Genomic DNA, 24,318 nt, shown 5'->3' on the forward strand with positions numbered 1-24,318 from the left:
GAGGCCCGGACGGCCCACGCATTGGTTGCCGACATCGCGGGACGCTGGAGGCGACCAGGAAGGAGAGGAGGCAGAGCGTGAACGGCGTGATGGAGCGCCTGCCCGGTTTCCCGGTACTGCCCGAACTGTTCGGCTGGGTCGAGGGAGGGATCCCCTGGACACCTTTGCCTGCGGGACTCCACGGCATCCGCATCGAGGAACACCTGAAGGACGGGATCTACGTCCTCCGCGCCGAACTCCCCGGCATCGACTCCGACAAGGACGTCACCGTGCACGCCGACGACACGATCGTCGAGGCCGCCCGGACCATGGTCGGACAGCGTGCGGAGCGGCTCCCCGCCCTCGACGAGGAGGTCCGGCTGGTCGGCACCGTCACCCGGAGCGACCTGCTCCAGGTGTTTCTGCGCCCCGACGACGAGATCCGCGACGACGTGGTCAAGGAGGTCCTGATCCGCGCCTGGTTGCCGCCCCGCAGCGTCGACGTGGCCGTGGCGAAGGGCCTGGTCACGCTCACCGGCCACATGGAACACCGGACCGAGACAGAGATCGCCGTCTCCATGACCCGCCGGATCGACGGCGTGGTCGACGTCATCGACAAGCTCACCTACCGCCTGGACGACTCCCGAATCCGCGAGGAGCAGGCACTGCACAGCGCGGCCCACGACTGGCTGCGCGGACTGTGAGAGGAGGATCATCCCCATGACTGGCACCGTGTTGGTCACCTATGGCACCAGGAACGGATCCACGGCGCACATCGCCGAGTCGATTGCCGCCACCTTGCGTGAGAAAGGGCTGACCGTCGAGACGATGCGGGCCGCGGCCGTGCCCTTCGTGGACCGGTACGACGCGGTTGTGGTCGGCGGCGGACTGTACGCCGGCTGCTGGCACAAGGACGCCCGGACGTTCGTCCGCCGTCACCGCAAAGATCTCGCCGAGCGGCCCGTGTGGTTCTTCAGCAGCGGTCCGCTCGACGCCTCCGCCTCCGAGCGGGACATCCCGCCCGTGCGCGCGGTGCGCCGCGCGATGCAGGACCTGCACGCCCGAGGTCACGCCACCTTCGGCGGATGTCTCGAACAGGACGCGGACGGCTGGCTGGCCCGGCGGATCCTGCACTCCGGAAAGGGCGGCGACTTCCGGGACTTCGAGGCCGTCGAGGCGTGGGCGGCCGGGATCGCCGGGGAACTGAAACACTGACGGTGCTCGACAGGTCGGGCGCACGACAGTAGCAGCGGGCCTCACCAGGACGTGCCGGTGAGGCCCGTGCGGGGGTGACGCGAGGTGGCAGCCGCTCGCTTCCACGGGAGCGGGCAGGTCAAGGTGAAGATCATGGTCCGAACCGTCACCGTAGTACTCGCCGGATCGCCCGGGAGCCGGGCCGCCGCCGAGTGGGCAGCGCGCGAAGCGCGGCTGCCCGAAGTGCCTCTGAACATCGTGCACGTCAGGGAGTCGGCTCCCGAGTCCCTGGCGCACGCGGTGTCGTACAGCCGGCTCACGCCGTGGACGGTCACCGACGCCCTGCCGAGCTTCCGCAACGCGCGTGCCGTTCACGCTTTTCGCCATGGGTCAGCAGCTTCTTCATGTGCCTGGTCCTGCGCATCGGTGCGCACCTCCTCCTGGTCGTGATGAGGCTTCCGAAAGTGGCAGCCGACCATGGGCCAGGGCATGGGCCGACCAGGGACATGCGCGGGGCCGCTCAGGCCAACTCCGCTGTCGAAAAGGGACGTTCAGCCCCTGTCAGGGACGGGCCGCGTGACCGCGGCGGAGGCCGACTCTCCACTGTCTCCCCGTGCCGATGTCCGCACGTAGTGACCTGCGATAACGGAGCCCTACGTGACAGGACCCCGTGGCCGCCCGGTCCGTGCGTCCGGAGCGCTGCGGCTGCAGGCGAGGGCCGCTGTCGGCCGTATTGTTCACACGCGCCACGCCCTGCCCGCGGTGCTTCCGGTCAACTTCTGTCCGGACCGGGGCGGTGCGGTGCTGCTGCGTACCTCGGCCGTCCCGGAGCTGGTCCGTGCGATCGACGGCGCGGTGGTCGCCTTCGAGGCCGACGAGGTCGATGCGGAGGCCCACTCGGGCTGGAGCGTCGTTGTCACCGGGCGCGCCATGACCGTCACCGACCCCGTCGAGCAGCAGCGCCCTGCCCTTACCGGGTCTCGCTCCTGGGTGGCTTCCCCGGAGGAGGCCTTCGCTCGTATCGAGCCGGAGCCGGTGACCGGACGCGAGCTGGTCGCCGGACGCACGATGTACGGCGTAGACCTGAGGGCCTCCGGCTGAGTTGCTGTCCTCGGATCTGCCGGTCCTGCACGCCAGATCGAGTCAGGTGCCGGTCTGCCGGCCGAGCGGGCCTCGGCCCTGGCCGAAGCCGCGGCGAGCCCGCAGACGCAGCCCGCCTACCTCGACCTCGTCCGGCGCTCCCAGGAGGCCGACGACCTGCTCGGAGTCACCCACCAGGCGGCCTTCCAGCGGTTCGGCAAGCCGATCGACCCCGAACGGGAGAACCCATGGACAAGACGGTGGGCATGCACGACGCCGCGGAACGCGCCCTCACCATCGTCAAGGACGTCCTGGAGGGCCGCATGGACGAAGCTCGGTGAATGTTCAACGCCTCGGTCCTGGCGGCGTTCACCGACGAGGTGCGCGGGACCGGCCTTGCCACGGTCGCCGGACTGGTCGGCGCCTTCGAGGGCTTCCGCCTGAGACCCCGTGAGACCTACCGGAGAGCCACTGGCACCTGCCGGGTGAGTCGCCCCAGAAGGACCGCCCATGCTTGCCGACTCCCTCAGCGCGTCACCCACCACGCCCTGGACGGTGACAGCGCCGCTGATCGCGGTGTGCCCCGCCGTTCTCTGCATGATCGACGTCGCCCGACATCCGAACACCCGGACACCTCAGGTCTGGCCGGCCGTCTGCGCATTCGGGAACGTCTTCGGACTCATCGCCTGTCTGAAGTTCGGCCGGGCCGAGAACCGATAGCCGTCCCCGCCGCGACTTCCTCCGGCGTGCTGCGGGGGCCGTACGGCGTGCCGGTGGGGTCCTAGTGGTCCCTGCCCCCGGCGTGCGCGCGACACGAGCATCGTCCTCGGAGCCGTGTCGGAACCCGCGAGCCGCCCGGCGGTGTCCGCGCTCTGGTCCCGGCGGCCCCTCCCGCTGCATGCGAGCAGCAAGGCACAGAAGGGAAAAAGGACATGACTCTCCATCACGTGACCGTGGGTGTGGACGGTTCACTGGTCGCCGTACGGGCCCTGGACCGGGCCGCCGACGAAGCCGTACGCCGTCACACCGAACTGCGCGTCGTCTACGCAGTGCCCGACGACGACGAGGCCGGGCCCGTCCTGGCGTCGGCCGCCGCCCGCGTCGCCGTTCGCCACCCCGCCCTGCGAGTGGTGACCAAGGCCGTACAGGGAAGCGCCGTAAAGGTGCTGACTGACGAGAGCAGGTGCGCCGCCCTCACCGTCGTCGGCACGCGAGGGTTCGGCGGGGTCGCCGGCGCCCTGTTCGGCTCGGTGAGCCTGCGGCTGGCCGCACATGTGCACGGTCCGCTGATGGTCGTACGGGAGGACCACCCGTGCGATACCGGCGCCGCGCCCCCCGGTGAGCGGCCGGCGGTGCTGCTCGGTCTGCGGGGCGACGCCGACGCTCGGGCAGCGGTGTACGCCTTCGAGGAGGCGGAGCGTCGTGGCGCGTGGCTGTGGGCCCTGCACGCTCCCGACCACCGGTATGTCACGCCCGAACTGCCCTGGCTGGTCTCCGCGTCGAGCCCCGGCCGGCAGCGTCTTGCCCAGCGGGACCGGGCGGAGGCGGCCGTGCCTCGCTTCAGCCTCTCCCGTCTGCAGGAGCGGTACCCCGGCGTGAGCGTCGACGCCTGTACCGTGCGCAGCGGACCTGCCCACGCCCTGCTGGAGGCGACTCGTGAGGCGGCGGTCGTGGTCATCGGCGCTCACCGTCGGACCGGACAGCCCGGGCCGCACCTCGGCCCCGTCGCGCACACTCTGCTGCACCGCTCGCACTGCCCGGTCGTGCTGGTGCCCATCGGCCGGTGACCGGACGTTCGCGGTCGCCAAGTGGCCCTGAGACAAGGGACGTTCGGGCCGTCGACGGTGTCCTTGCAGGCCCTCGGGCGGGCGGGGCGCAGGCGGGACATTGGAAACGCGACAAGGGCTGTGACAGCCCCCTTGTGACACTCCTCGGAGGGGATGAAGATCATGGCAGTGCACAACCACCCGCAACGTCACCTGGGATTCCGTTTCCCGTCCCGGAACCGGGCGGAAGCGGCTCCGCAGGCCGCGGACACCGCGACGGCGACCGTGACCGGTGCGCACGTGCTCGCCGGGCTGCGCCTGCTGACCGGGTTCGTCTTCCTGTGGGCGTTCCTCGACAAGGCTTTCGGCTTCGGCTACGCCACACCGTCCGGCAAGGGCTGGATCGACGGCGGTTCGCCCACCAAGGGCTTCCTGAGCTCGGTCGCGGCCGGGCCGTTGGAGTCCACGTTCCACGACTGGGCGGGGGCCGGCTGGGCGGACTGGCTGTTCATGCTCGGCCTGCTGGGCATCGGCCTGGCACTCGTCTCGGGCGTCGCGCTGCGGCTCACCGCGGTGGCGGGCACGGCGATGATGGCCCTGATGTGGATGGCGGAGTGGCCCCCGGCCAAGCACCTGTCGGACGGGTCGCTGAGCATGTCCACCAACCCGTTCGCCGACTACCACCTCATCTACGCCGTTGTGCTGATCGCCCTCGCGGCGGCGGGCGCCGGCGCCACCTGGGGCCTGGGCAGGGTCTGGGCACGGCTGCCCTTCGTCAACCGCAACCGCTGGCTGCTGTGACCGCCGGCCGCAACCGTGAGCGGCTCCGAAACCGCTGGCTGCTCCGACAGCCCGCAGCGCATCGCGCCAGGGGCGCCGCCGCAGAGGGGAACATCATCCCCAGCGGCGGCGTCCTTTCGGGTGCTGTCACAGGTCGTCACCTGGCGCCACAACGGTTCTTCGGCACCGCAAAGGGACCTGTGGGTCTGCTGGAACCGCCGCACCGCGGCACGCGGTTGCCCCGGCGGCCGTCATCCCGCACGGCTGACCGCTCACGCCAGGCCGAGCAGCCACGGCCGCCGTACATCTGCCACCGCCCGACTCAGGTGGCGACCGGGGCCAGGCGGATGCCGGTGATCAGATCCGGGTGGATGCGGACCGCGTAATCCATCGCACCGCTCACCCAGGGGTGCAGCAGCTCGCGGTAGCGGGCCAGCTCCCGGGCGTCGGTGACCAGCCGGGCGTACCCGGTGATCACGACGCTCCAGCCCAGATGGGTGACGGGGTCGATGGAGTCGGCCTCGTAGGCGACCACCACGCCCGGCGCGTCCGCCTGCCGGCTGCGGGAGGTCAGGGCCGCGCCCTCGTGGGTGCGGATGACGATGTCCCCACCGTCGAGGACATGGTTGACCGGTCGCAGGGTCGGCAGCGCGTGCTGGGTGAAGACGACCCTCCCGATCGAGACACTGCCCAGCAGCCTGAAGGCCTCCGTGGCGTCGAGCGTCACGCTCTGGCGGGGTCCCGGGGAGACCGGCTGGGCTTGGTCCTGGGCCATAGGCGGTATCCGTAGGTGTTCTGGTCACTCGGCCACGGTGGTTTCGTCCGCGGGCCGATTCTGATGGATCACATCATTCGAACGGGGAGGCGGCCTTCGGTACCAGGGCCGTTCGGGCCACTCCCGGGCCTGGTGGGCCCTTCAGATCGCTACGGCCGATATGTCTGCGACAGCGCTTTTCGCCACGGCGGGAGAGGCGTCGGCGGCCTGTGGCGCGAGCCGCTCCGGGCGGGCCCGCAGCCGGTCGGGTTCGGTGGGCCCCGACTCGCGGGCGGCGGGCGACTGCGTGGGGCGTTCACCGCCGGTACTTCCCCGCTCCACGGTCAGGACCGTGCGCGAAGGTGTCCGGCGACCCATGAGGATGTCGCAGCGTGGCGGATTCTGAAACGTCCACTATGACGCCGACGGCGAAGCGAGGCCGTACGACGGTTCGATGTGACCGTGTGGCCCATCGCCGTGCTCGATTCGCGGGACCACCCTGGTAAGTGGGGGCACCCAGGAGAGTCTCGCTCGAAGGCGCCCAAGCACCACCTCGTCCTTCGAGTACGACGACCTCGACCGGCAGACCAGGGCGTCCGACGCGAACCAGAAGACGACCTACACCAACTACGACGCCATCGGCCGCGTCACCTACCTGCGGGAGGGCTCGCCCACCGCCACGCCGGTCAAGGAGTTCACCTACGACCTGCCCGGCGCGGTCGGCAGGCCCGCCTCCTCCATCCGGCACGACGCCACCGGCGACTACGTCGACTCGGTCACCGGCTACGACAGCGAGTACCGGCCGACCGGACGCGAGATCGTCGTCCCCGCGCAGGCCGACACCACCGGGCTCGCGGGCACCTACCGGTACGAATACACCTACACGCCCACCGGCAAGCCGCTCAGCGTCACCCTGCCCGCCGTCGGCGGCCTCGCCAAGGAGAAGGTCGTCACCCGCTACGACAGCGACGGCCTGCCCCAGTCCACCTCCGACCTGACCTGGCACACCTTTGACGTCACCCACTCGCCCTACGGCGAACCCCTGCGCACGGTCAGCGGCGCACAGCCCTACCGGGTGTGGACCACGAACTTCATCGACGAGCACACCGGCCGGGTCCAACGCACCGTGTGGGACCGGGAGACCGACAGCTCCCACCGGATCTCAGACTCCTACTACTCCTACGACCGGGCGGGCAACGTCACCTCCAGCGCCCGCAAACAGACCGCTTGATTTACACCAGGTGCCTGCAGGGTTAGGTTGCCTGGAGCGCAACAATGCCTCCAGACAACCCGACTTCAGGCTCTAGAAGAAGCCGAGCTTCTTCGGCGAGTACGACACCAGGAGGTTCTTGGTCTGCTGGTAGTGCTCCAGCATCATCTTGTGTGTCTCGCGGCCGATCCCCGACTGCTTGTAGCCGCCGAACGCCGCGTGGGCCGGGTAGGCGTGGTAGCAGTTCGTCCAGACCCGGCCCGCCTGGATCGCGCGGCCCGCGCGGTACGCGGTGTTGATGTCGCGGGTCCAGACGCCCGCGCCGAGCCCGTACAGCGTGTCGTTGGCGATCTTCAGCGCGTCGTCGAAGTCGTCGAAGGACGTCACCGAGACGACCGGGCCGAAAATCTCCTCCTGGAAGATCCGCATCCGGTTGTCGCCCTCGAAGATGGTCGGCTGGACGTAGTAGCCGCCCTTCAACTCACCGTCGTACTCGATGCGTTCGCCGCCGGTGAGGACCTTCGCGCCCTCCTGTCGGCCGACGTCGAGGTAGGAGAGGATCTTCTCCAGCTGGTCGTTGGAGGCCTGGGCGCCGATCATCGTGTCGGTGTCGAGCGGATGGCCCGGCTTGATGAGGCGGGTGCGGGCCACCGCCGCCTCCATGAACTCGGTGTAGTGGCCGCGCTGGACGAGCGCCCGGGACGGGCAGGTGCACACCTCGCCCTGGTTGAGGGCGAACATCGTGAACCCTTCGAGGGCCTTGTCGCGGAAGTCGTCGTCGTGCGCCCAGACGTCGTCGAAGAAGATGTTCGGGGACTTGCCGCCCAGTTCGAGCGTGACCGGCTTGATGTTCTCCGAGGCGTACTGCATGATCAGCCGCCCGGTGGTGGTCTCCCCGGTGAAGGCCACCTTCGCCACCCGCGGACTGGACGCCAGCGGCTTGCCGGCCTCGACGCCGAAGCCGTTGACGATGTTCACGACGCCGGGCGGCAGCAGATCCGCGATCAGTCCCATCCAGTAGTGGATGGACGCCGGGGTCTGCTCGGCCGGTTTGATGACGACCGCGTTGCCGGCGGCGAGGGCGGGCGCCAGCTTCCAGGTCGCCATCAGGATCGGGAAGTTCCACGGGATGATCTGCGCGACGACCCCGAGCGGCTCGTGGAAGTGGTACGCCACGGTGTCGTCGTCGACCTCGCTCAGCGAACCCTCCTGCGCCCGGATGGCCCCCGCGAAGTAGCGGAAGTGGTCGATGGCGAGGGGAATGTCCGCGGCCAGCGTCTCCCGTACCGGCTTGCCGTTCTCCCAGCTCTCCGCGACCGCGAGCGGTTCGAGGTAGGCCTCCATCCGGTCGGCGATCTTGAGGAGGATGTCGGAGCGCTCCGTCACGGACGTCCGGCCCCAGCCCGGCGCCGCCGCGTGCGCCGCGTCCAGCGCCCGCTCCACGTCCTCCGCGGTGCCCCGCGCGATCTCGGTGAACGGCTGCCCGTTCACCGGCGACGGGTTCTCGAAGTACTGTCCGCGGGCCGGCGGCACGTACGCGCCGCCGATGAAGTGGTCGTAGCGCGCCTGGTAGGAGACGATCGCGCCCTCGGTGCCGGGCGCCGCGTAACGGGTCATGGTGGCCTGCCTCCTTGCAGATGCGCTGCCCGTCGTGGGCAGCTCCGCGCGCAGGCTAGGGAACCGGACGTTGCGCCCCCGTTGCGCCGCAGGTCAGTGCGGCGCAGGTCAGTGCGGCGGAGCCGCCAGCTCAGTCTCCAGTGCCGCCAGCCGGTACCGGACGAGCGCCGTCGGCCGCACCGCCGCGAGCGCCCGCCACACCTCGACGTCGTCCTCGCCCCAGGGCGCGTGCGCCCACTCCGCGAGCAGATCGGGATCGCGGCGCGCGATCAGCGCCGACCGCAGCCCGTCCGCGAGCCGCTGACGCAGCCGTACCACCGCGGGGGCCTGCGACCCCGGCAGCAGCGGTCCCGGATACGCCGCCACGGCCGCCGTCACCGCTCCCGCCGCCAGACGCCGCTCCACCACGGCCGCGTCCGACTCGACCGGAACGGTCAGCCGGTACGGCCGGGACGCCAACAGTCCTGGACCCAACAGCCGTCTCAGCCTCGCCAGTTCGGCCCGGAGGGTCACCGGGGTCACCGACTCGTCCTCGTAGAGTGCGCAGAGCAGTTCGTCGCCGGTCAGGCCCTCCGGGTGGCGGGACAGCAGCACCAGCAGCTCGCTGTGGCGCCGGCCGAGCCGCAGACGGTGGCCGTCCAGGTGGAGCTCCGCCTCGTCACGGCCGAGCGCCGTCAGCGCCGGTGCCTCGTCGGCCGGGGCCGGCGGATCGAGCAGCGCCAGCTGCGACTCCGCGGCCCGGGCCACCGCCTGGACGAAGCCGAGACTGTGCGGGTGCGCCAGCCGGTCGCCACCGGTGATGTCGACGGCGCCCAGCACCCGCCCCGTGCGCGGATCGTGCACCGGCGCCGCCGCACACGTCCACGGCTGCACCCGGCGGATGAAGTGCTCCGCCGCGAACACCTGCACCGGCCGGTCCACCGCGACCGCCGTGCCCGGCGCGTTGGTGCCGACCGCGGCCTCCGACCAGCGCGCACCCGGTACGAAGTTCATCAGGTCAGCCCGCCGCCGGGTCGCCGGATGCCCCTCGACCCACAGCAGCCTGCCGTCCGCGTCGCACACCGCGAGCAGATGCTCGCCGTCCGCCGCGAACGTGCCCATCAGCTCCCGGAACAGCGGCATCACCCGGGCCAGCGGGTGCTCCGCCCGGTAGGCCCCGAGATCACCGTCCGTCAGCTCCACCCGCGCCGATCCTTCCGGTCCCACGCCGGCCCGCGCCGAACGACGCCACGACTCGGCCACCACGGACCGCACCGGGCGCGGCACGGTGCCCGCCGTGGTGAACGTCTCGTGTGCCCGGCGCAGCACCCGGACGCGCTCGGCAGGGTCGGCCCCCGGCTCCAGGGCCACCCACGGATCGGTCAACTCGTCCTCCTCGGACGGCGTGCGGCTTCGGACGGCGATGCGGCTGGGGACATCGTCACGCGGGGTGTTCGCGCCGACAACCGTTACGGCGTTCCTCAATCGGGGGAATCGAGCGAGGCCAGGCCGATCAGCTTCATGTAGCGGCTCCAGTCCCAGTGCACGCCCGGATCCGTGTGATCGGTCCCCGGCACCTCGACATGGCCGATCACGTGTTCCCGGTCCTTCGGGATGCCGTATCTCTCGCAGATCGACGCCGTCAGCCGTGCCGACGCCGCGTACAGGACGTCGGTGAAGTACTCCGGCCTGTCCACCCAGCCCTCGTGCTCGATGCCGATGCTCCGAGTGTTGTAGTCCCAGTTCCCCGCGTGCCAGGCGATGTCGGTCTCCCGCACGCACTGCGCGACATGACCGTCCGCCGAGCGCACCAGATAGTGCGCGGACACCCGCTGCTTCGGGTTCTGGAAGGTGGCCAGCGTGCCGGCGTAGGACTGCTGCGCGACGTGGACGATCACACGGTCGATCCGGTGCTCGTCAGGGCGCTGCGCCGGGGTGCGGTTCACGCTGCTCGCCGCCGCCCACTCGGCCCTCGGGTAGTCGACGACCGCGGTACGGGCGTCCGCGCGGGTCTCGGGGAGCAGCGTGTACGGGACGACGGCGAGGGCCGCGCCGGTGAGGAGCCGTCGCCTGCTGGGAAGCGGTCGTGCCCGGTCCATGGGTGCCTTTCGGAAACGTGTGCTCGCGGCACGGGGCGAGCGGCGGCGGTCACCGGCGCGGGGCCGCCGCCGTCGCGCGCAGCCGCGCGTGCAGTCCGCGGCAAGTCTCGCGCGCGGGCGGCCACTCCTTGCGGAGCTCGGCCACACACGTGCAGTTGGTGTCGCACATGTCGGCCGACGGCGACTCCACCCTCCCCGTCGTGTGCCGGTGGGTGTCGAGTTCCCCCGACCCGTGGTCGCGCGCCGCCCACCGCGTCCGGCTCGATGTCCCTCGTGCGCACGCACCAGCACGGGCCGTGTGGTGCCCAGGCGGCCGGCCCCGGGCGTCTCAGCCGGGCGCGCCCTCGCGGAGGTAGGCGAAGGAACCCGACTTGGCCGCCGAGTGCAGGGCGTGGAGCGTCGGCAGGGACGCCGCGAGCGGCGTGTGCGTCAACTCCGCCACGGGGACCAGAGCGTACTGGTCGTGTTCGTCGCTCAGCCGTACCGCCGTCCCGCCGGTGAAGAGTCCGCCGTGGAAGAAGCAGTCCAGAACCGGTCCGGTGCCGAGCACGTCCGCGCGATGGTCGATGCCGATCAGCCGGGGCTCCGGGCCGAGGGCGATGCCCGTCTCCTCCAGCATCTCCCGCCGGGCCGCCGTCCGGGGATCCTCACCGTGGTCCAGCATTCCGCCGGGCAGCCACCACCTGCCCGACCACGGCTGACCGGGACCGTAGCGCAGCAGCAGGACGCGATCGTGTTCGTCCAGCATGACCACGCACGAGGCGATGAGCGCCTGCGGCTGGGTCCTGATCCATTCCGCGCGGGGAACCCACTCGGCCACGCGCACCTCCCCGGAGTCCGACGGAACCTCAGAGGTGACTCCCCGCGGCGTGGTGGTCCTGAACCACCCGCACGAAGGACACGGACCGCGCGAGAGTGACCGGCTCAGGCCCGTTCCGCCACCGTCGCGGGATCGTCCAGCACGGCCCGGACGACCGAGTGGGCCGCGCCCAGCAGCGGCCCTTCAGAGCCCAGGTGGGAGACGGATACCGGGCAGGCCGGGCCCGTCGTCCGGTCGGACAGTTCGGCTTCCAGGGACGGCAGGAGCCACGGCGCGAGGCCGGCCAGGGCACCGCCGAGGACCACCGACTCGGGGTCGAGAAGGTTCACCGCGCCGGTCAGGGCGATACCCAGAGCCGTACCGGCGTCGTGCAGGGCGCGCCGCGCGCCCTCGTGGTCCTCGCCCGCCTCCCGCGCGAGCAGCCCCACCGCGTCCTCGCGGGACTCCAGGCCGGCCGCGCGCAGCACCGCCTCCTCACCCGCGTACTGCTCCAGGCAGCCGCGTCCGCCGCAGGCGCAGCGCGGTCCGTCGGGACGGACCGGCACATGGCCGAGTTCGCCCGCGAAACCGCGGTTGCCGCGCAGCAGCTGACCGTCCACGACGACGGCGGCACCGATACCGATCTCCGCCGACACGTGCAGGAAGTCGCGCGGGGTGGCGTCGCCGAGCCACAGCTCGGCCAGTGCGCCGAAGTTCGCCTCGTTGTCCACCGACAGCGGCAGGCCTGCGGGCAGCAGCACGCCGAGATCGATGTCGTGCCAGTCGAGGTTCGGGGCATGCACGACCGTGTGGCCGTCGCGGGCGACCAGGCCGGGGACGGCGACCGCGAGACCGGCCGGCCACAGGCCCTCCTGTTCCGCGTCCGCCACGACCCGCCGGACCAGCGTGGTCAGTTCCCCGACCACCGGCCGCGGGTCCCGGCCCCGGTTCGTGCCGTGCCGCACGGCACGCGCGCGTATCTCCCCACGCAGGTCCACCGCGCACACGGCGAGGTGGTCGACCCCGACCTCCGCGCCGATCCCGGCCGGGCCGCGCCCGCTCACCGCGAGCGCCGAGCCGGGACGGCCCACCCGGCTGGGCCGCTCGGGACCGAGTTCCTCCAGGAGTCCCCAGCGGACCAGCTCGTCCACCAGGGTCGACACCGCCGCCCTGGTCAGCCCGATGCGCGAGGCGACCGCGGCCCGCGACAGCGAGCCCTCGGCCCTGACCGCGTGCATCACGCGCGCGAGGTTGCGCCGGCGCATGCCCTGCTGGGTGTCCGGCAGGGCACGACTGGTCGCCGTGGTACGGGCCTCGTGCAGCGGTGCGGTCATGCCTCCATCAATCCTCTGGGCTCCAGGGCGGGTCAGCGGTCCTCAGGCGTCCGCTCCAGCAGCGGGGCCGCGTCGGAGAGTACCCCGGAGATCCTGGCCAGCGTCGCGTCGTCCCGCTCCACCGCGTCCAGCAGCGGGCCCGCGGCCGTGTCCCAGCGCCTGGCCACCGCCGCCGGGTCCTCCCCGGTCAGCAACCCGGCCGCCTGCGCCGCCGCGCCGAGAGCGACCAGTTCCTTCGCCTCGGGCACCCGCACCGGGCGCCCCGAGAGCCGCCGTACCGTCTCCTGCCAGGCGCGGCCGCGGGCGCCGCCGCCGATCAGCAGCAGCGGTGCGGTCCGGTCCGCGTCCGCGTCCAGGACCAGGTCCAGGGCGCCCAGCAGGGCGTGCACGGCCCCGTCGTAGGCGGCCTGGAGGAGCTGACCGCCGGTGGTGTCGTGGCGCAGGCCGTGCAGCAGTCCGGAGGCGTTCGGCAGGTTCGGGGTGCGCTCGCCGTCCAGGTAGGGCAGCAGGGTGACCGAGGTGCCCGGCTCGACGGCCTCCCGGTCCAGCCCGAGGAGGGCTGCGACCCGGTCGACCGCGAGGGTGCAGTTCAGGGTGCAGGCGAGGGGCAGCCAGTCGCCGTGCGCGTCGGCGAAACCCGCCACCGTGCCGGTCGGGTCGGCGGGCCGGTGCTTGGAGACGGCGTACACCGTGCCGGACGTGCCGAGGCTCAGCACCGGGGTGCCGGGGCGCAGCCCGAGTCCCATCGCCGCCGCCGCGTTGTCGCCGGTCCCGGGAGCGACCAGGGTGCCCTTGGAGAACGGCAGGTCGTGGCTGTCGCGGACGGTGCCGGCGACCTCGCCGGGCCGCACCACCCGGGGCAGGAACGCCGGATCCAGACCGACGTGGGCGAGGGTCTCCTCGTCGTACGCCTCGGTCGCCGACGCCCACCAGCCGGTGCCGGAGGCGTCACCCCGGTCGGTCGTGCCCTGCCCGGTCAGCCGCTCCGTGAGGTAGTCGTGGGGGAGCCGTACGGACCTGGTCGCACGGACCGCCTCCGGCTCGTGCTCGGCCAGCCAGGCCCACTTGGTGACCGTGAACGACGCGCCCGGCACGCTGCCGGTGCGCTCCGCCCAGGCCTTCGGACCGCCCAGCTCCTCGACCAGCCGCCGCGCCTGGGACGCCGAACGGACGTCGTTCCACAGCAGTGCGGGCCGTACCGGTTCGCCGCGCCCGTCCAGGGTGACCAGGCCGTGCTGCTGACCGCCGATCGACACGGCGGCCGCCTCGCGCGCCGCCTCCCCGCACCGGTGCAGCGCCTCGCACAGCGCGTCCCACCACTGACGCGGATCGCTCTCCCGGCCCGCGCCGGAGGACACGGTGTGCGGTGCCTGGCCGCTCGCCACCACCTGCCCGGTGGACGCGTCGACCACCAGTGCCTTGGTGGACTGGGTGGACGTGTCCACGCCGACGACGAGCGGACCCTCGGCTGCTGACATCGGGCTCTCCCTTTTTCCGCGTTGCGCGGTCTGCCTGACCTGCGGTTTTCCTGGTTGACCGGGGTGTCGAGCCCCGGTTTTCGGCTCTCGGGGACAGGGTGACCCTTCCCAGGGATGCGTCGGCATACTAATTTGTAAACGGCCATGACGAAATAGTCGGCCCGACAGTCGTGCCGACCGACGTCGCGCACCCCCATCACGACAGGCATCAAGCAAGGAGCCGCGGCATGAGCTTCCAGCCCACCCCCGAGGACAGGTTCACCTTCGGCCTGTGGACCGTCGGCTGGCAGGGAAGGGACCCGTTCGGCGACGCCACCCGCCGTGCCCTCGACCCGGTCGAGACCGTCCAGCGTCTGGCCGAGCTGGGCGCCTACGGCGTGACCTTCCACGACGACGACCTCATCCCCTTCGGATCCTCCGAAACCGAGCGTGAATCGCACATCAAGCGCTTCCGCCAGGCCCTCGACGCGACCGGCATGACCGTCCCGATGGCCACCACCAACCTCTTCACCCACCCGGTCTTCAAGGACGGCGCGTTCACCGCGAACGACCGTGACGTGCGCCGCTACGCGCTGCGCAAGACCATCCGCAACATCGACCTGGCCGCCGAGCTGGGCGCCAAGACCTACGTCGCCTGGGGCGGCCGTGAGGGCGCCGAGTCCGGCGCCGCCAAGGACGTGCGCAACGCCCTCGACCGCATGAAGGAGGCCTTCGACCTCCTCGGCGAGTACGTCACCTCCCAGGGTTACGACCTGCGCTTCGCCATCGAGCCCAAGCCGAACGAGCCGCGCGGCGACATCCTGCTCCCCACCGTCGGCCACGCGCTCGCGTTCATCGAGCGCCTGGAGCGCCCCGAGCTGTACGGCGTCAACCCCGAGGTGGGCCACGAGCAGATGGCCGGCCTGAACTTCCCGCACGGCATCGCCCAGGCGCTGTGGGCGGGCAAGCTCTTCCACATCGACCTCAACGGCCAGTCCGGCATCAAGTACGACCAGGACCTGCGCTTCGGCGCCGGTGACCTGCGCGCCGCCTTCTGGCTGGTCGACCTTCTGGAGAGCGCCGGTTACGAGGGGCCGAGGCACTTCGACTTCAAGCCGCCGCGGACCGAGGACCTCGACGGCGTGTGGGCGTCGGCCGCCGGCTGCATGCGCAACTACCTGATCCTCAAGGAGCGCGCCGCCGCCTTCCGCGCCGACCCGGAGGTCCAGGAGGCCCTGCGGGCCTCCCGGCTGGACCAGCTGGCCCAGCCGACCGCCGCGGACGGCCTGCAGGCGCTCCTCGCCGACCGTGCGGCCTTCGAGGAGTTCGACGCGGAGGCGGTCGCAGCCCGTGGCATGGCCTTCGAGCAGCTCGACCAGCTGGCGATGGACCACCTGCTGGGCGCCCGCGGCTGACACCGGCACGCGCGCGTGCGGGGGATTTCGAGAGGAACGCCTTCACGCGCGCGGCTCGCTTCGTGTGTCCCCGTTGCCGGTTCCCGCGGGGCTGGTTGTCGAGGGAAATGCTCCGGAATCATGCGGTCCACGGCATGAGTCCGTGTCAACCCCCTTGCGGGGATCGCGTGATGCCCGGTACCGGGTGACTCTTGGCGGTATGGCCACGCCACCCGTACCGCCCCGACCGCCCGGCCCGCCCGAGCGCACTCCGCCCACGGACGGGACCTACGACCCGCTCCCGGACGGGAAGTACGACCCGCCCCCGCACGAGGGCTACCGCCCGCTGTCCGGCACGGACTTCGGACCGCTGCCCGGCGCGGACTACGGACCGCAAGTCGGCATCGGGCACGGACCGCGGTCCGGCGGCCGGTTCGGGCCGCCCGTGGACGACGTGACCGACCGGCCGCCGTACGGCGGTTTCGGTGCGCCGCCCGGTGGCGGCGAGCCGCCGACCGCGGTCGGCTGGACACCGCCACGGCCACCCGGACCGCCACGGCGGCGCACGGGCCCGCTGTTCGCCGTGCTGGCGGTGCTGGTGGCGGCGGTGGCGGTCGCCGTCGTCGTGCTGACGGTGTCGTCCGGCGGCAGCGGCTCACCCGGCGGCAAGCCCACCATGGGCAGCCCGAACACCTCTGGCCCTGCCCGGCCCTCCTTCAGCCTGCCGACGGAGCTGCCCAGCAGCCTGCCGTCCCGGCTGCCGAGCGAACTCCCCTCGCAGTGGCCCTCGGCTCTGCCCAGCGGACTGCCGAGCGGCCTCGATTCCCTGCTGCCCTCCCTGCTGGGGTAGTCACAGCCCCTTGGGCAGCCGGACATACACCAGGGTCGTCTCGACGCCGCTGTCGACCAGGCGGCCCTGCGCGTCGAAGGCGCCCGCGCCGTCCGTCATCCCGAAGTCGTTGTCGTTGACGAGCGCGAGCGTGTCGTGGTCCACGCGCGCGACGCCCTCGATCTTCAGAGGCACCCCGGGCACCGCGTTCAGGTCGACGACCAGGCGCTTGCCGAGCACCGGAACACCGGCCGCGGCGGGGTCGTCCAGCTGTTCCAGCGAGGGGGAGGTGGTGTCGTCGTCGTAGACGCCGCCGAGGATGTCCGCCCTGCGGTCCAGCCGCACCACTTCGAGGCGTGCGGCGTTGTCGGTGCGCTCCTCGACCAGCAGACGGTCGCCGCCGAGCGCGACGATCGACGAGATCTTCAGCTCGGACGTGTCGTCCTCGCCGGGGTCCACCACGTTCACCGGTTCGAAGCGGTAGGCGTACTCGGCGGTGACGGCCTTCTTGCGGGGCGAGAACCGCAGCAGACGGGTCGTGCGCGAGGCGTCCCCGGCGTCGCCGTCCGGCAGCGAGAGCGGGCTCTGCAGGGCCATCACGAGGTCCCCGCCGGGCAGCAGGGCCAGCCCCTCGAAGCCACGGTTGATCTTGCGGTGCAGGAGGACGGACGGCAGCGCCTCGACCACCGGGTAGTCGGTGCCGGTGAGACGCAGCCCCTTGGGCACGTAACGGGTGAGCACCTTCCCGTGCGCGGAGACGTGGACCAGCGACGGGCCGTACTCGTCGACGAGCCAGAAGCTGCCGTCGTCGGCGCGGACGATGCCCTCGGTGTCCAGACCGTTCGGGTTGTACGACAGCGCGGTCCTCGCGTCGTAGGAGTACGGCGCCTCGTCGCGGCCCGCCTGGTCGGGCAGCCCGGTGACGGCCTTGCCCGAGGAGGTGGTGACCGGGATCGCGTCGATCACGTCGAGACGGTCGCCGGTGACCCGGACCTTCACGATCGCCGGGTCGAAACCGGGCACGGGGAAGGTCCGGCGCTTCTTGCCGTCGACCTTGATCTGGCCGTTGGGGCCGCGGTCGGTGACCGTCCAGTATTCGCCCTTGCGGCCGGCCGGGTAGATGTCGCTGCCGATGCCGCCGAGGTCGATGCCCCGGTCGTTGTCGACGCTGCCCCGCAGCAGCGCGTTGCTGAAGGTGCCGAGCGGGATGTCGCCCAGGGTGGCCGTGCGCACGACGTGAGCCGGTCCGGACGGTGAGGCGGTGGCCGTGCCCGCCGCCACGAGGGCGGCGGCCAGGGCCAGGGGCAGACCTGTCGCGGCGAGACGGGGGACGCGGCGGCTGCCGCCGGCGTGCGGGGACATCAGGCCTCCTGGTGGCAAGTTCGTTGGCAGCGGCCAGAGTTCGGCCTCACCGGGAACGCCGTTCGACCGGTCGGTGAACGGCGGGCGACGGTCACTCGGCGGATCATCCGTGAGGGAGCGGCGGCCGTTTCCGTGGCTCCCGGCTGGACCACTTCACAAGGTGTTCGACACGGCCGTCCGGCCCGGTGGTCATCGGCAGCGCAGCTCCGGCAGCCCTCGGCAGGTGGGCGGCGGGTGTGCGTAGCCGGGACCGGCCCGTGGGGGACGTGCGTCAGGGATGTCTCAGGGTCGCGGTCCGGAACCGCGCGAGGTGCGAGGCCGTTCTCAGATCAGAGAGCGGCAAGGGCCGCGAAGGAGGCGACGCCGATGTCGAAGAACGCGAAGATCGCCGCAGGAGGTGTGGCGGTCGGGCTCATCCTGCTCATATGGCTGCCCTGGTGGGTGACCTTTCTGATCGTGGTGGGCGTGCCGGTGGCGGCGTACCTCACCCTCGACCCCTCGCAGCGCCGCAGGCTGCGCCGGATCAGCCGCAAGGAGATCGGCCACTGAGCCGCCTTCTCCGGGGCCGCGACCCCGGCCGGCGCGGGCCGGACCCGGCGCGGCCCCGGAGGGCTCGGCGCGGCCCCGGAGGGCTCGGCGCGGCCCCGGAGGGCCCGGCGCGGCCCAGGAGGGTCACAGAGGGCGCACGGCCATCTTGTCGAGGGCTTCCAGCAGCCCGGGAAGCTCGGGACCCCGGCCGACGGGCAGCACCTCTCCCGGCTCGTCGTCGAGGAGCACGAAGGCCATGTCGTCGGTGCGGGCGACCAGTGACCAGCCGGGCCCGTCGGCGCGCAGCGTACGGGCGTCGCCCGGGGCGAACGACGAGCGGACCCGGCCCAGCGGCGGAGGCGTGTCCACATAGGCGCGCGCCTCGGCCAGGACACGCCGGATCCCGACATGGCCCTTGCGGGCGGGCGCGGAGCCCTCAGGGGCCTCCTGCGGGTCCTCCTCGGAGGCCTGCGGGGTGCGGTCCGCCGGCGTGCGGAAGTGGTCCTCGCTGATCTGCTCCCGCCAGATCGCCCACTGCAGGGCGATCTCGTCCGCGCCCAGCCGCCGCTGCGCCGGTCCCCAGGTGCTCGTGTCCGGCGGCGTCAGCGCGGCCCGGTCCGCGACCTCCGGGCCGGGGTCGTGGGGCGGGGGCACGTTGGGGGCCGCCACGGCGACCGCGAGCGGCCAGCCGGGCAGGGCGGTGACCACCGTGCGCTCGTCCGGCGACAGGTCGTACTCCATGCCGCAGTCCCAGGACGCGATCGCGACGGCCACCAGCGAGACGTCGTCGATCACGACCGTCCAGCGCGCTCCGGAGCCGTCCTGCCCCAGCACCAGGCCGTAGCCGTCGGCGCGCGGTGCCAGTTCCAGTGCCGCGCAGGCCTCCGGATAGTCGTCGCCCAGCACGCTCGGAAACTTCGCCGGCGTCAGCAGCACCGCCGTGAGCACGTACAGCGCTTCGTCCGCGGTGTCGACGGCCTCCTCGTCGGTCCCGGCCATCCCTGCCTCCCCACTCGTTCCTCCAACGGCGCGCACCATAGTGCGACGGGAAGCCTGTTGTCACGACCGGCTCCGTACGCGGAGCTGCAGTTTTCCACCGGGACCGGATGAAAACGACCACGGCGGCATCGGCAGGTCAGGCGACCGGCAGCCCGAGAAGGTCGCGCGCCACCGTCCGCGGCGACTGGGCGCGCTGCCGAGCCAGCTCGACGACGGCCCGGCACGCCAGCTCGCTCACCCCGAACGACAACGCCTCCGGCGACACCCAGCCCGACGCCTCCTCCAGTCGGTCCTGGTCGTCCTCCGCCCGGGCCGCGACGTAGGCGGCCGCGGCCTCGAACAAGTTGTGCGCACGCCTTTCACCCCGCGGCGACACCCCTGCGTTCCCGGTCGCGTCGGCACCCCGAGTTCTGGCTGCGTACCTGCGGATCCGTGCGAACACGCGCACCACCTTCCCCCTGCCGGCTGTCGCTCTCGAACGAGCGCCCTTCTTCACTGAACGTAGAGTTGAAGTCCCGGTAACAGAAGAGGGCGTCGGCTAGCCCGTGCGCACCGCCAGCGCCAGGAACCGGGTGTCCTCGTCCACGTAGGACGTCATGCGCCAGCCCGAACCGGCGAGCAGGGGGCCGAGATTGCCCTCCGCGCGCAGGTCGTCCGGCGTGAGCTGCCGCCCGTGGCGCGCTGCCAGAGCGGCCCGGCCGATGGGGTGGAACAGGGCGAGTACGCCGCCGGGGCGGACCACCCGCGCCAGCTCCCGCAGATTCTCGGCGGGGCGGGGCAGGTGGGCGATCAGTCCCGCCGCGAACACGGCGTCGAGGGACGCCGACCGCACCGGCAGCGCGGAGACGTCGGCGAGCAGCAGCCGCCCGGCCCGGTCCCGCCCGGCCCGCACGGCGGCCTCCAGCATCGCCGGCGTCAGATCCACCCCGAGGACCGTGCCCGAGGGCCCCACGGCGGCGCGCAGCGGCGGCAGCGCCCGCCCGGTACCGCAGCCCGCGTCGAGCACACGGTCTCCCACGCCCAGCCTGGCCTCCGCGACGGCGGCCGCGTACGCGGGACCGTCGTCCGGGAACCGGCGGTCCCAGTCGGCCGCCCGCTCGGTGAAGAACTCCCGGACACGCGTGTGGTCTTCGCTCATGTTCTGCATGATCCCTCACCGCCACGGAGGACGCCCCTGTGCGCACGTTCGAGCGGGAGGCGATCGTTCCGGCGCATCTCTGCGTCATATTGCGGCACCTTTCGAACCGTGCTCCCTTTGCGCCCCCGTGCCCCCTAGCGTCCCTTGGCCATGGGACACCTGGACCACGCCACCTTCGGCTGGCTGACCCCCGTGCTGTCGTACGTCATGGCGTGTACCGGCGCCGCACTGGGGCTGCGCTGCACCGTCCGCGCGCTCGGCAGCACCGGCCGCGCCCGCCGCAACTGGCTGCTCACCGCGGCCTCCGCGATCGGCACCGGCATCTGGACCATGCACTTCGTGGCCATGCTCGGCTTCGGGGTCAGCGGCACCGACATCCGCTACGACGTACCGCTGACCATCCTCAGCCTGGTCGTCGCCGTCGTTGTGGTCAGCGCCGGCGTCTTCGCCGTCGGCTACAGCCGCGACCGGGGGCGGGCGCTGTTGCTCGGGGGACTCACCACCGGGCTGGGCGTCGCCAGCATGCACTACCTCGGCATGGCGGCCGTGCGGCTGCACGGTGACGTGCACTACGACCCGATGCTCGTCGGGCTGTCCGTGCTCATCGCCGTGGTCGCCGCGACCGCGGCCCTGTGGGCGGCGCTCAACATCAGGTCACCCGTCGCCGTCACCCTCGCCTCCCTCGTCATGGGAGCGGCGGTCAGCAGCATGCACTACACCGGGATGTTCGCGGTCAGCGTGCACGTGACGCCCTCCGGCTCGCCCCTGCCCGGGGCCACCGCGATGCAGTTCATCTTCCCCCTCGCGGTGGGCCTCGGCTCCTACCTCTTCCTCACCTCGGCCTTTGTCGCGCTCTCGCCCACGGCCGGGGAGCGCGAGGCGTCCACGTCCGCGCAGCGGCCCGTCACGGGCGCCGCGCGCTGACCGGGCCCCGCCCCCGCACACGACCCACCTTCCGAGCGAGGACGCCATGCGTACATCCCGTAGGACCCCTGCGGCAGGCGCGGAGACCCCGTCTCCAGGACCGCCGCGCGGCCGCCGCGCGCACGCCGGGCGACCCGCGCGCGAACCGGCCGAGGACCTCGACGGCACCCCGGCGGACGAGCCTCCGGCACGCCCGGGAGGCTGGCGGCTGCGTCCCCGGACCGTACGGGCCAAGGTCGTCTGCCTGCTCATGGTGCCGGTCATGTCCCTGCTCGCCCTGTGGGCCTACGCCACGGTCACCACGGCGCAGGACGTCGCGCGGCTGCGCCAGTCCCAACGCGTCGACGCCTCGCTGCGGACCCCGGTCGCCGACGCCGTGGCCGCTCTCCAGGCCGAACGTACCGCCGCCGTGCGGTACGCGACCGACCCCGCCTCCGAACTCGACGCGGACCTCGCGAGACTCGGGGCCCGCACCGATCAGGCCGTGGCCCGGCTGCGGCTCGGCAGGGGCAGCACCGTCGCCGACAGCGAGGAACTGCCCTCGGGTGTCTCCCAGCGCCTGCAATCCTTCGTCACCGGCGCCGAGCGCCTGCGTACGCTGCGGACGGCGGTGCGAGAGCGCGGCGCCGACTGGGCCGCGACCTACGGGCGGTACACACAGGCCATCGCCACCGGCTTCGCGGTGGACGGCGCCCTCTCCGGTATCCAGGCCGACGACATGGGCGCCGACGCGCGCGTGCTGCTCGAGTTCTCCCGCGCGGGCGAGGCCCTGGCCCAGGAGGACACGGTCCTCGCCGGTGCCCGGTCGGCCGGCGCCCTCGGAGGCGAACGGCTGCGGCTGTTCACCGGTGCCGTGGAGACCCGCCGTGTCCTCGTGGACGCGGCGGTCACCGATCTGCCGACCTCGCAGCGCGCGGCTTGGCGCCGGCTCGCGGACGGCGCCGGTTACACCGCGCTCGTCTCCGCCGAGGACAAGATCCTGGCAGGTCGCCCCGGAGCCAGGGCGCTCGACGCGGTAGGGGAGACGGCCTGGAGCACCGCGTACGCGCGCGTGCAGGACGGCATGCGCGGCATCCAGGCCGCCACGGGCCGCTCTGTCGCGGGCCGTGCGGATCCGTTCGCCCGTGGTCTGCTCACCCCGGCCGGCGCCGCCGTCCTGTTCGGTCTGCTCGCCGTGGGCGCCTCACTCGTCATCTCCGTCCGCATCGGACGCGGCCTCGTCGTCGAACTGGTGAGCCTGCGCAACAGCGCCCTGGAGATCGCGCGCCGCAAGCTGCCCGAGGCGATGCGCCGACTGCGGGCCGGCGAGGAGATCGACGTCCGCGCCGAGGCGCCCCCGGGGCCGCCCGCCGAGGACGAGACCGGACAGGTCGCCGAGGCCCTCGGCACCGTGCACCGCGCCGCCCTGCGCGCGGCTGTGGAACGCGCCGAGCTCGCCAGCGGCATCTCGGGCGTCTTCGTCAACCTCGCCCGCCGCAGCCAGATCCTGGTGCACCGCCAGCTCAGTCTGCTGGACAGCATGGAACGTCGTTCCGACGACCCCAACGAACTCAGTGACCTCTTCCGGCTCGACCACCTCACCACCCGGATGCGGCGCCACGCCGAAAGCCTGATCATCCTCTCCGGGGCCGCCCCGGGCCGGGCCTGGCGGATGCCCGTCTCCCTGACCGACGTGGTGCGTGCCGCCGTCTCGGAAGTCGAGGACTACGCGCGCGTGGAGGTACGCCAGGTCCCCGAGGCCGCGGTCGTCGGCGCGGCCGTGGCCGACCTCACGCATCTGCTCGCCGAGGTCGTCGAGAACGCCGCCCAGTTCTCGCCACCGCACACCCGCGTGCGCGTCACCGGTGAACCCGTCGGCAACGGCTACGCCCTGGAGGTCGAGGACCGCGGCCTCGGCATGGGCCAGGAGACGCTCGCCGAGGCCAACCGGCGGATCGAGCAGTCCGAGGCCCTCGACCTCTTCGACAGCGACCGGCTCGGCCTCTTCGTGGTCAGCAGGCTCGCGGCCCGGCACGGGATCAAGGTGCATCTGCGCACCTCCCCGTACGGCGGCACCACCGCCGTGGTCCTGCTGCCGAAGGCCCTGCTGCACAGCGGCCCGGCGGAGAATTCCGGCCGTCCGGCGGCCGGTACCGAGCAGCCCGCGGCACGCGCGTACGCGCGCGTGTCCGCCGTCCTCCCGGAGGCCGCAGCCCACGCCCCCGCGGACCGGCCGCCCCGCGCCGTCACCGCCCACATCTCCCCGCACCCCGCCCCCGAACCCCCGCGCCCCAACCCCGACCCCGGCCCCGAACCGACGCCCCCCGGAGTCACCGCGTTGCGGCCCTACCGCCCACCCCACGGCTCCACCTCCTCCGAGCACGCCGGCTTCTCCGACCACTCCGACTCCTCCGGCTCCTCCCACTTCTCCGACGACGACCTCCCACGCCGGGTACGACAGGCGAACCTCGCCCCCCAACTGCGTGATCCCCGCGCCCAGGAACCCGCGCCCGCCCGCGGCGGCCACGAGCGCACCCCCGAACTGGTACGTGACCGAATGGCGGCCTACCGCGACGGCTGGGCGCGTGGCGGCGGCAGACGGCCCGGCCGCGGAGCCACCCCGGAACCCGAAGCGGGCACCGACAGCACCGAAGGAGACCGCGCATGATCCAGGATCCGAGAACGACGCCGGACCGCAGTTCCGGCGAACTCGACTGGCTGCTGGACGACCTGGTGCTACGCGTCACCGAGGTGCGGCACGCCGTGGTGCTGTCCAACGACGGTCTCGCCGTCGGCGCCTCGACCGGCCTCAGGCGGGAGGACGCCGACCACCTGGCCGCCGTGGCCTCCGGCTTCAACAGCCTCGCCAAGGGCGCCGGACGGCACTTCGGGGCGGGCGGGGTACGCCAGACCATGGTCGAGATGGACGACGCCTTCCTCTTCGTGGCCGCCGCGGGCGACGGCTCCTGCCTCGCCGTGCTGACCGCCGTCACCGCCGACATCGGTCTGGTCGCCTACGAGATGGCACGCCTGGTCAAGCGGGTGGGCGAGCACCTCCGCACGGCGCCCCGCGTCGCCGCCAGGCCGCCCGCCGCCGGATGAGCAGGCAGAGCCGGA

General features: G+C 72.5%; 26 protein-coding genes. 14 read left to right on the top strand and 12 right to left on the bottom strand.

The features are described from left to right. Positions 1 to 77: 77 nt before the first annotated feature. From ACZ3KP_RS36065 to ACZ3KP_RS36080, 4 genes are all read left to right on the top strand, one after another. On the top strand, positions 78 to 683 hold the full coding sequence (locus ACZ3KP_RS36065) for a BON domain-containing protein (protein WP_467504807.1): 606 nt from the start codon (positions 78 to 80) through the stop codon (positions 681 to 683). Positions 684 to 699: 16 nt separating this feature from the next. Next, the gene (locus ACZ3KP_RS36070; RefSeq protein WP_467504808.1) at positions 700 to 1,194 is read left to right on the top strand and encodes a flavodoxin domain-containing protein; all 495 of its coding nucleotides are present in this window, start codon (positions 700 to 702) and stop codon (positions 1,192 to 1,194) included. 132 nt (positions 1,195 to 1,326) lie between these two features. Beyond that, positions 1,327 to 1,623 carry a universal stress protein gene (locus ACZ3KP_RS36075; RefSeq protein ID WP_467504810.1) on the top strand — a complete coding sequence of 99 codons (297 nt, stop codon included), beginning with the start codon at positions 1,327 to 1,329 and terminating at the stop codon, positions 1,621 to 1,623. A 207-nt stretch (positions 1,624 to 1,830) separates the two neighbouring features. Next, positions 1,831 to 2,274, top strand: a complete 444-nt coding sequence (locus tag ACZ3KP_RS36080; protein WP_467504812.1) for a pyridoxamine 5'-phosphate oxidase family protein — start codon at positions 1,831 to 1,833, stop codon at positions 2,272 to 2,274. Positions 2,275 to 2,316: 42 nt separating this feature from the next. Here ACZ3KP_RS36080 and ACZ3KP_RS36085 read toward each other — a convergent pair whose 3' ends face one another. Further along, the gene (locus ACZ3KP_RS36085; RefSeq protein ID WP_467504814.1) at positions 2,317 to 2,448 is read right to left on the bottom strand and encodes a hypothetical protein; all 132 of its coding nucleotides are present in this window, start codon (positions 2,446 to 2,448) and stop codon (positions 2,317 to 2,319) included. A 315-nt stretch (positions 2,449 to 2,763) separates the two neighbouring features. On the opposite strand from ACZ3KP_RS36085, the gene ACZ3KP_RS36090 reads away from it, so the two are divergent. From ACZ3KP_RS36090 to ACZ3KP_RS36100, 3 genes are all read left to right on the top strand, one after another. Next, a complete protein-coding gene (locus ACZ3KP_RS36090; protein WP_467504816.1) occupies positions 2,764 to 2,973 on the top strand; it encodes a hypothetical protein in 210 nt (69 codons plus the stop codon). A gap of 212 nt (positions 2,974 to 3,185) precedes the next feature. Then, positions 3,186 to 4,040: a universal stress protein gene (locus tag ACZ3KP_RS36095; RefSeq protein WP_467504817.1), complete on the top strand. Its 855-nt coding sequence runs from the start codon at positions 3,186 to 3,188 to the stop codon at positions 4,038 to 4,040. 162 nt (positions 4,041 to 4,202) lie between these two features. Then, on the top strand, positions 4,203 to 4,820 hold the full coding sequence (locus ACZ3KP_RS36100; protein ID WP_467504819.1) for a hypothetical protein: 618 nt from the start codon (positions 4,203 to 4,205) through the stop codon (positions 4,818 to 4,820). Positions 4,821 to 5,121: 301 nt separating this feature from the next. Here ACZ3KP_RS36100 and ACZ3KP_RS36105 read toward each other — a convergent pair whose 3' ends face one another. Next, positions 5,122 to 5,574: a pyridoxamine 5'-phosphate oxidase family protein gene (locus tag ACZ3KP_RS36105; RefSeq protein ID WP_467504821.1), complete on the bottom strand. Its 453-nt coding sequence runs from the start codon at positions 5,572 to 5,574 to the stop codon at positions 5,122 to 5,124. Between the two features lie 1,054 nt (positions 5,575 to 6,628). Here ACZ3KP_RS36105 and ACZ3KP_RS36110 point away from each other — a divergent pair. Next, positions 6,629 to 6,784 (top strand): hypothetical protein, encoded by a 156-nt coding sequence (locus ACZ3KP_RS36110; RefSeq protein WP_467504822.1) that lies wholly within the window; start codon positions 6,629 to 6,631, stop codon positions 6,782 to 6,784. 72 nt (positions 6,785 to 6,856) lie between these two features. Here the strand turns inward: ACZ3KP_RS36110 and adh are convergent, their stop codons facing one another. From adh to xylB, 6 genes are all read right to left on the bottom strand, one after another. Then, positions 6,857 to 8,380, bottom strand: coding sequence for an aldehyde dehydrogenase (gene adh / locus ACZ3KP_RS36115; RefSeq protein ID WP_467504824.1), 1,524 nt, complete (start codon positions 8,378 to 8,380; stop codon positions 6,857 to 6,859). 108 nt (positions 8,381 to 8,488) lie between these two features. Then, a complete protein-coding gene (locus tag ACZ3KP_RS36120; RefSeq protein WP_467504826.1) occupies positions 8,489 to 9,745 on the bottom strand; it encodes a GAF domain-containing protein in 1,257 nt (418 codons plus the stop codon). A 95-nt stretch (positions 9,746 to 9,840) separates the two neighbouring features. After that, complete coding sequence (locus tag ACZ3KP_RS36125) at positions 9,841 to 10,458, bottom strand: N-acetylmuramoyl-L-alanine amidase (protein WP_467504828.1); 618 nt, start codon at positions 10,456 to 10,458, stop codon at positions 9,841 to 9,843. Positions 10,459 to 10,786: 328 nt separating this feature from the next. Continuing rightward, positions 10,787 to 11,278 carry an NUDIX hydrolase gene (locus ACZ3KP_RS36130; protein WP_467504830.1) on the bottom strand — a complete coding sequence of 164 codons (492 nt, stop codon included), beginning with the start codon at positions 11,276 to 11,278 and terminating at the stop codon, positions 10,787 to 10,789. Positions 11,279 to 11,382: 104 nt separating this feature from the next. Continuing rightward, entirely contained in the window at positions 11,383 to 12,591 is a 1,209-nt protein-coding gene (locus tag ACZ3KP_RS36135; RefSeq protein ID WP_467504832.1) for an ROK family protein, read from the bottom strand. Positions 12,592 to 12,623: 32 nt separating this feature from the next. Next, positions 12,624 to 14,069 (bottom strand): xylulokinase, encoded by a 1,446-nt coding sequence (gene xylB / locus ACZ3KP_RS36140; protein ID WP_467504834.1) that lies wholly within the window; start codon positions 14,067 to 14,069, stop codon positions 12,624 to 12,626. Between the two features lie 227 nt (positions 14,070 to 14,296). Between xylB and xylA the strand changes: the two genes are divergently transcribed. Together xylA and ACZ3KP_RS36150 are read left to right on the top strand one after the other, a co-directional pair. Beyond that, positions 14,297 to 15,463, top strand: coding sequence for a xylose isomerase (gene xylA, locus ACZ3KP_RS36145; RefSeq protein ID WP_467504836.1), 1,167 nt, complete (start codon positions 14,297 to 14,299; stop codon positions 15,461 to 15,463). 199 nt (positions 15,464 to 15,662) lie between these two features. Next, on the top strand, positions 15,663 to 16,292 hold the full coding sequence (locus ACZ3KP_RS36150; protein ID WP_467504838.1) for a hypothetical protein: 630 nt from the start codon (positions 15,663 to 15,665) through the stop codon (positions 16,290 to 16,292). Here ACZ3KP_RS36150 and ACZ3KP_RS36155 read toward each other — a convergent pair whose 3' ends face one another. Continuing rightward, positions 16,293 to 17,633, bottom strand: a complete 1,341-nt coding sequence (locus tag ACZ3KP_RS36155; RefSeq protein WP_467504840.1) for an esterase-like activity of phytase family protein — start codon at positions 17,631 to 17,633, stop codon at positions 16,293 to 16,295. Positions 17,634 to 17,999: 366 nt separating this feature from the next. Here ACZ3KP_RS36155 and ACZ3KP_RS36160 point away from each other — a divergent pair, with 366 nt between their 5' ends. Beyond that, positions 18,000 to 18,182, top strand: a complete 183-nt coding sequence (locus ACZ3KP_RS36160) for a hypothetical protein (RefSeq protein WP_358973256.1) — start codon at positions 18,000 to 18,002, stop codon at positions 18,180 to 18,182. A gap of 123 nt (positions 18,183 to 18,305) precedes the next feature. Here the strand turns inward: ACZ3KP_RS36160 and ACZ3KP_RS36165 are convergent, their stop codons facing one another. From ACZ3KP_RS36165 to ACZ3KP_RS36175, 3 genes are all read right to left on the bottom strand, one after another. Further along, the gene (locus ACZ3KP_RS36165; RefSeq protein WP_467504842.1) at positions 18,306 to 19,160 is read right to left on the bottom strand and encodes a hypothetical protein; all 855 of its coding nucleotides are present in this window, start codon (positions 19,158 to 19,160) and stop codon (positions 18,306 to 18,308) included. A gap of 136 nt (positions 19,161 to 19,296) precedes the next feature. After that, on the bottom strand, positions 19,297 to 19,602 hold the full coding sequence (locus ACZ3KP_RS36170) for a hypothetical protein (RefSeq protein ID WP_467504844.1): 306 nt from the start codon (positions 19,600 to 19,602) through the stop codon (positions 19,297 to 19,299). A gap of 96 nt (positions 19,603 to 19,698) precedes the next feature. Continuing rightward, positions 19,699 to 20,298, bottom strand: coding sequence for a class I SAM-dependent methyltransferase (locus ACZ3KP_RS36175; protein WP_467504846.1), 600 nt, complete (start codon positions 20,296 to 20,298; stop codon positions 19,699 to 19,701). Between the two features lie 150 nt (positions 20,299 to 20,448). Between ACZ3KP_RS36175 and ACZ3KP_RS36180 the strand changes: the two genes are divergently transcribed. Genes ACZ3KP_RS36180 through ACZ3KP_RS36190 form a run of 3 tightly spaced genes read left to right on the top strand, consistent with a single transcriptional unit; the run spans position 20,449 to position 24,303 of the window. After that, entirely contained in the window at positions 20,449 to 21,222 is a 774-nt protein-coding gene (locus ACZ3KP_RS36180; protein ID WP_467504848.1) for an MHYT domain-containing protein, read from the top strand. A 46-nt stretch (positions 21,223 to 21,268) separates the two neighbouring features. Further along, a complete protein-coding gene (locus tag ACZ3KP_RS36185; protein ID WP_467504850.1) occupies positions 21,269 to 23,869 on the top strand; it encodes a sensor histidine kinase in 2,601 nt (866 codons plus the stop codon). Beyond that, the gene (locus ACZ3KP_RS36190) at positions 23,866 to 24,303 is read left to right on the top strand and encodes a roadblock/LC7 domain-containing protein (protein WP_358973269.1); all 438 of its coding nucleotides are present in this window, start codon (positions 23,866 to 23,868) and stop codon (positions 24,301 to 24,303) included. Before ACZ3KP_RS36185 ends, ACZ3KP_RS36190 begins: the two co-directional genes overlap by 4 nt. Positions 24,304 to 24,318 lie beyond the last annotated feature (15 nt).

It is taken from the genome of Streptomyces sp. NPDC020958, assembly GCF_055562175.1.

What these genes read in the sequence shown, in the direction of transcription:
- ACZ3KP_RS36160 (WP_358973256.1), top strand. Translation starts at nt 18,000, where the DNA reads ATGTCGAAGAACGCGAAGATCGCCGCAGGAGGTGTGGCGGTCGGGCTC.
- ACZ3KP_RS36100 (WP_467504819.1), top strand. Translation starts at nt 4,203, where the DNA reads ATGGCAGTGCACAACCACCCGCAACGTCACCTGGGATTCCGTTTCCCG.
- ACZ3KP_RS36135 (WP_467504832.1), bottom strand. Translation starts at nt 12,591, where the DNA reads ATGACCGCACCGCTGCACGAGGCCCGTACCACGGCGACCAGTCGTGCC.
- ACZ3KP_RS36105 (WP_467504821.1), bottom strand. Translation starts at nt 5,574, where the DNA reads ATGGCCCAGGACCAAGCCCAGCCGGTCTCCCCGGGACCCCGCCAGAGC.
- adh (WP_467504824.1), bottom strand. Translation starts at nt 8,380, where the DNA reads ATGACCCGTTACGCGGCGCCCGGCACCGAGGGCGCGATCGTCTCCTAC.
- ACZ3KP_RS36090 (WP_467504816.1), top strand. Translation starts at nt 2,764, where the DNA reads ATGCTTGCCGACTCCCTCAGCGCGTCACCCACCACGCCCTGGACGGTG.
- ACZ3KP_RS36075 (WP_467504810.1), top strand. Translation starts at nt 1,327, where the DNA reads ATGGTCCGAACCGTCACCGTAGTACTCGCCGGATCGCCCGGGAGCCGG.
- ACZ3KP_RS36175 (WP_467504846.1), bottom strand. Translation starts at nt 20,298, where the DNA reads ATGAGCGAAGACCACACGCGTGTCCGGGAGTTCTTCACCGAGCGGGCG.
- ACZ3KP_RS36150 (WP_467504838.1), top strand. Translation starts at nt 15,663, where the DNA reads ATGGCCACGCCACCCGTACCGCCCCGACCGCCCGGCCCGCCCGAGCGC.
- ACZ3KP_RS36165 (WP_467504842.1), bottom strand. Translation starts at nt 19,160, where the DNA reads ATGGCCGGGACCGACGAGGAGGCCGTCGACACCGCGGACGAAGCGCTG.
- xylA (WP_467504836.1), top strand. Translation starts at nt 14,297, where the DNA reads ATGAGCTTCCAGCCCACCCCCGAGGACAGGTTCACCTTCGGCCTGTGG.
- xylB (WP_467504834.1), bottom strand. Translation starts at nt 14,069, where the DNA reads ATGTCAGCAGCCGAGGGTCCGCTCGTCGTCGGCGTGGACACGTCCACC.
- ACZ3KP_RS36185 (WP_467504850.1), top strand. Translation starts at nt 21,269, where the DNA reads ATGCGTACATCCCGTAGGACCCCTGCGGCAGGCGCGGAGACCCCGTCT.
- ACZ3KP_RS36155 (WP_467504840.1), bottom strand. Translation starts at nt 17,633, where the DNA reads ATGTCCCCGCACGCCGGCGGCAGCCGCCGCGTCCCCCGTCTCGCCGCG.
- ACZ3KP_RS36095 (WP_467504817.1), top strand. Translation starts at nt 3,186, where the DNA reads ATGACTCTCCATCACGTGACCGTGGGTGTGGACGGTTCACTGGTCGCC.
- ACZ3KP_RS36190 (WP_358973269.1), top strand. Translation starts at nt 23,866, where the DNA reads ATGATCCAGGATCCGAGAACGACGCCGGACCGCAGTTCCGGCGAACTC.
- ACZ3KP_RS36180 (WP_467504848.1), top strand. Translation starts at nt 20,449, where the DNA reads ATGGGACACCTGGACCACGCCACCTTCGGCTGGCTGACCCCCGTGCTG.
- ACZ3KP_RS36070 (WP_467504808.1), top strand. Translation starts at nt 700, where the DNA reads ATGACTGGCACCGTGTTGGTCACCTATGGCACCAGGAACGGATCCACG.
- ACZ3KP_RS36125 (WP_467504828.1), bottom strand. Translation starts at nt 10,458, where the DNA reads ATGGACCGGGCACGACCGCTTCCCAGCAGGCGACGGCTCCTCACCGGC.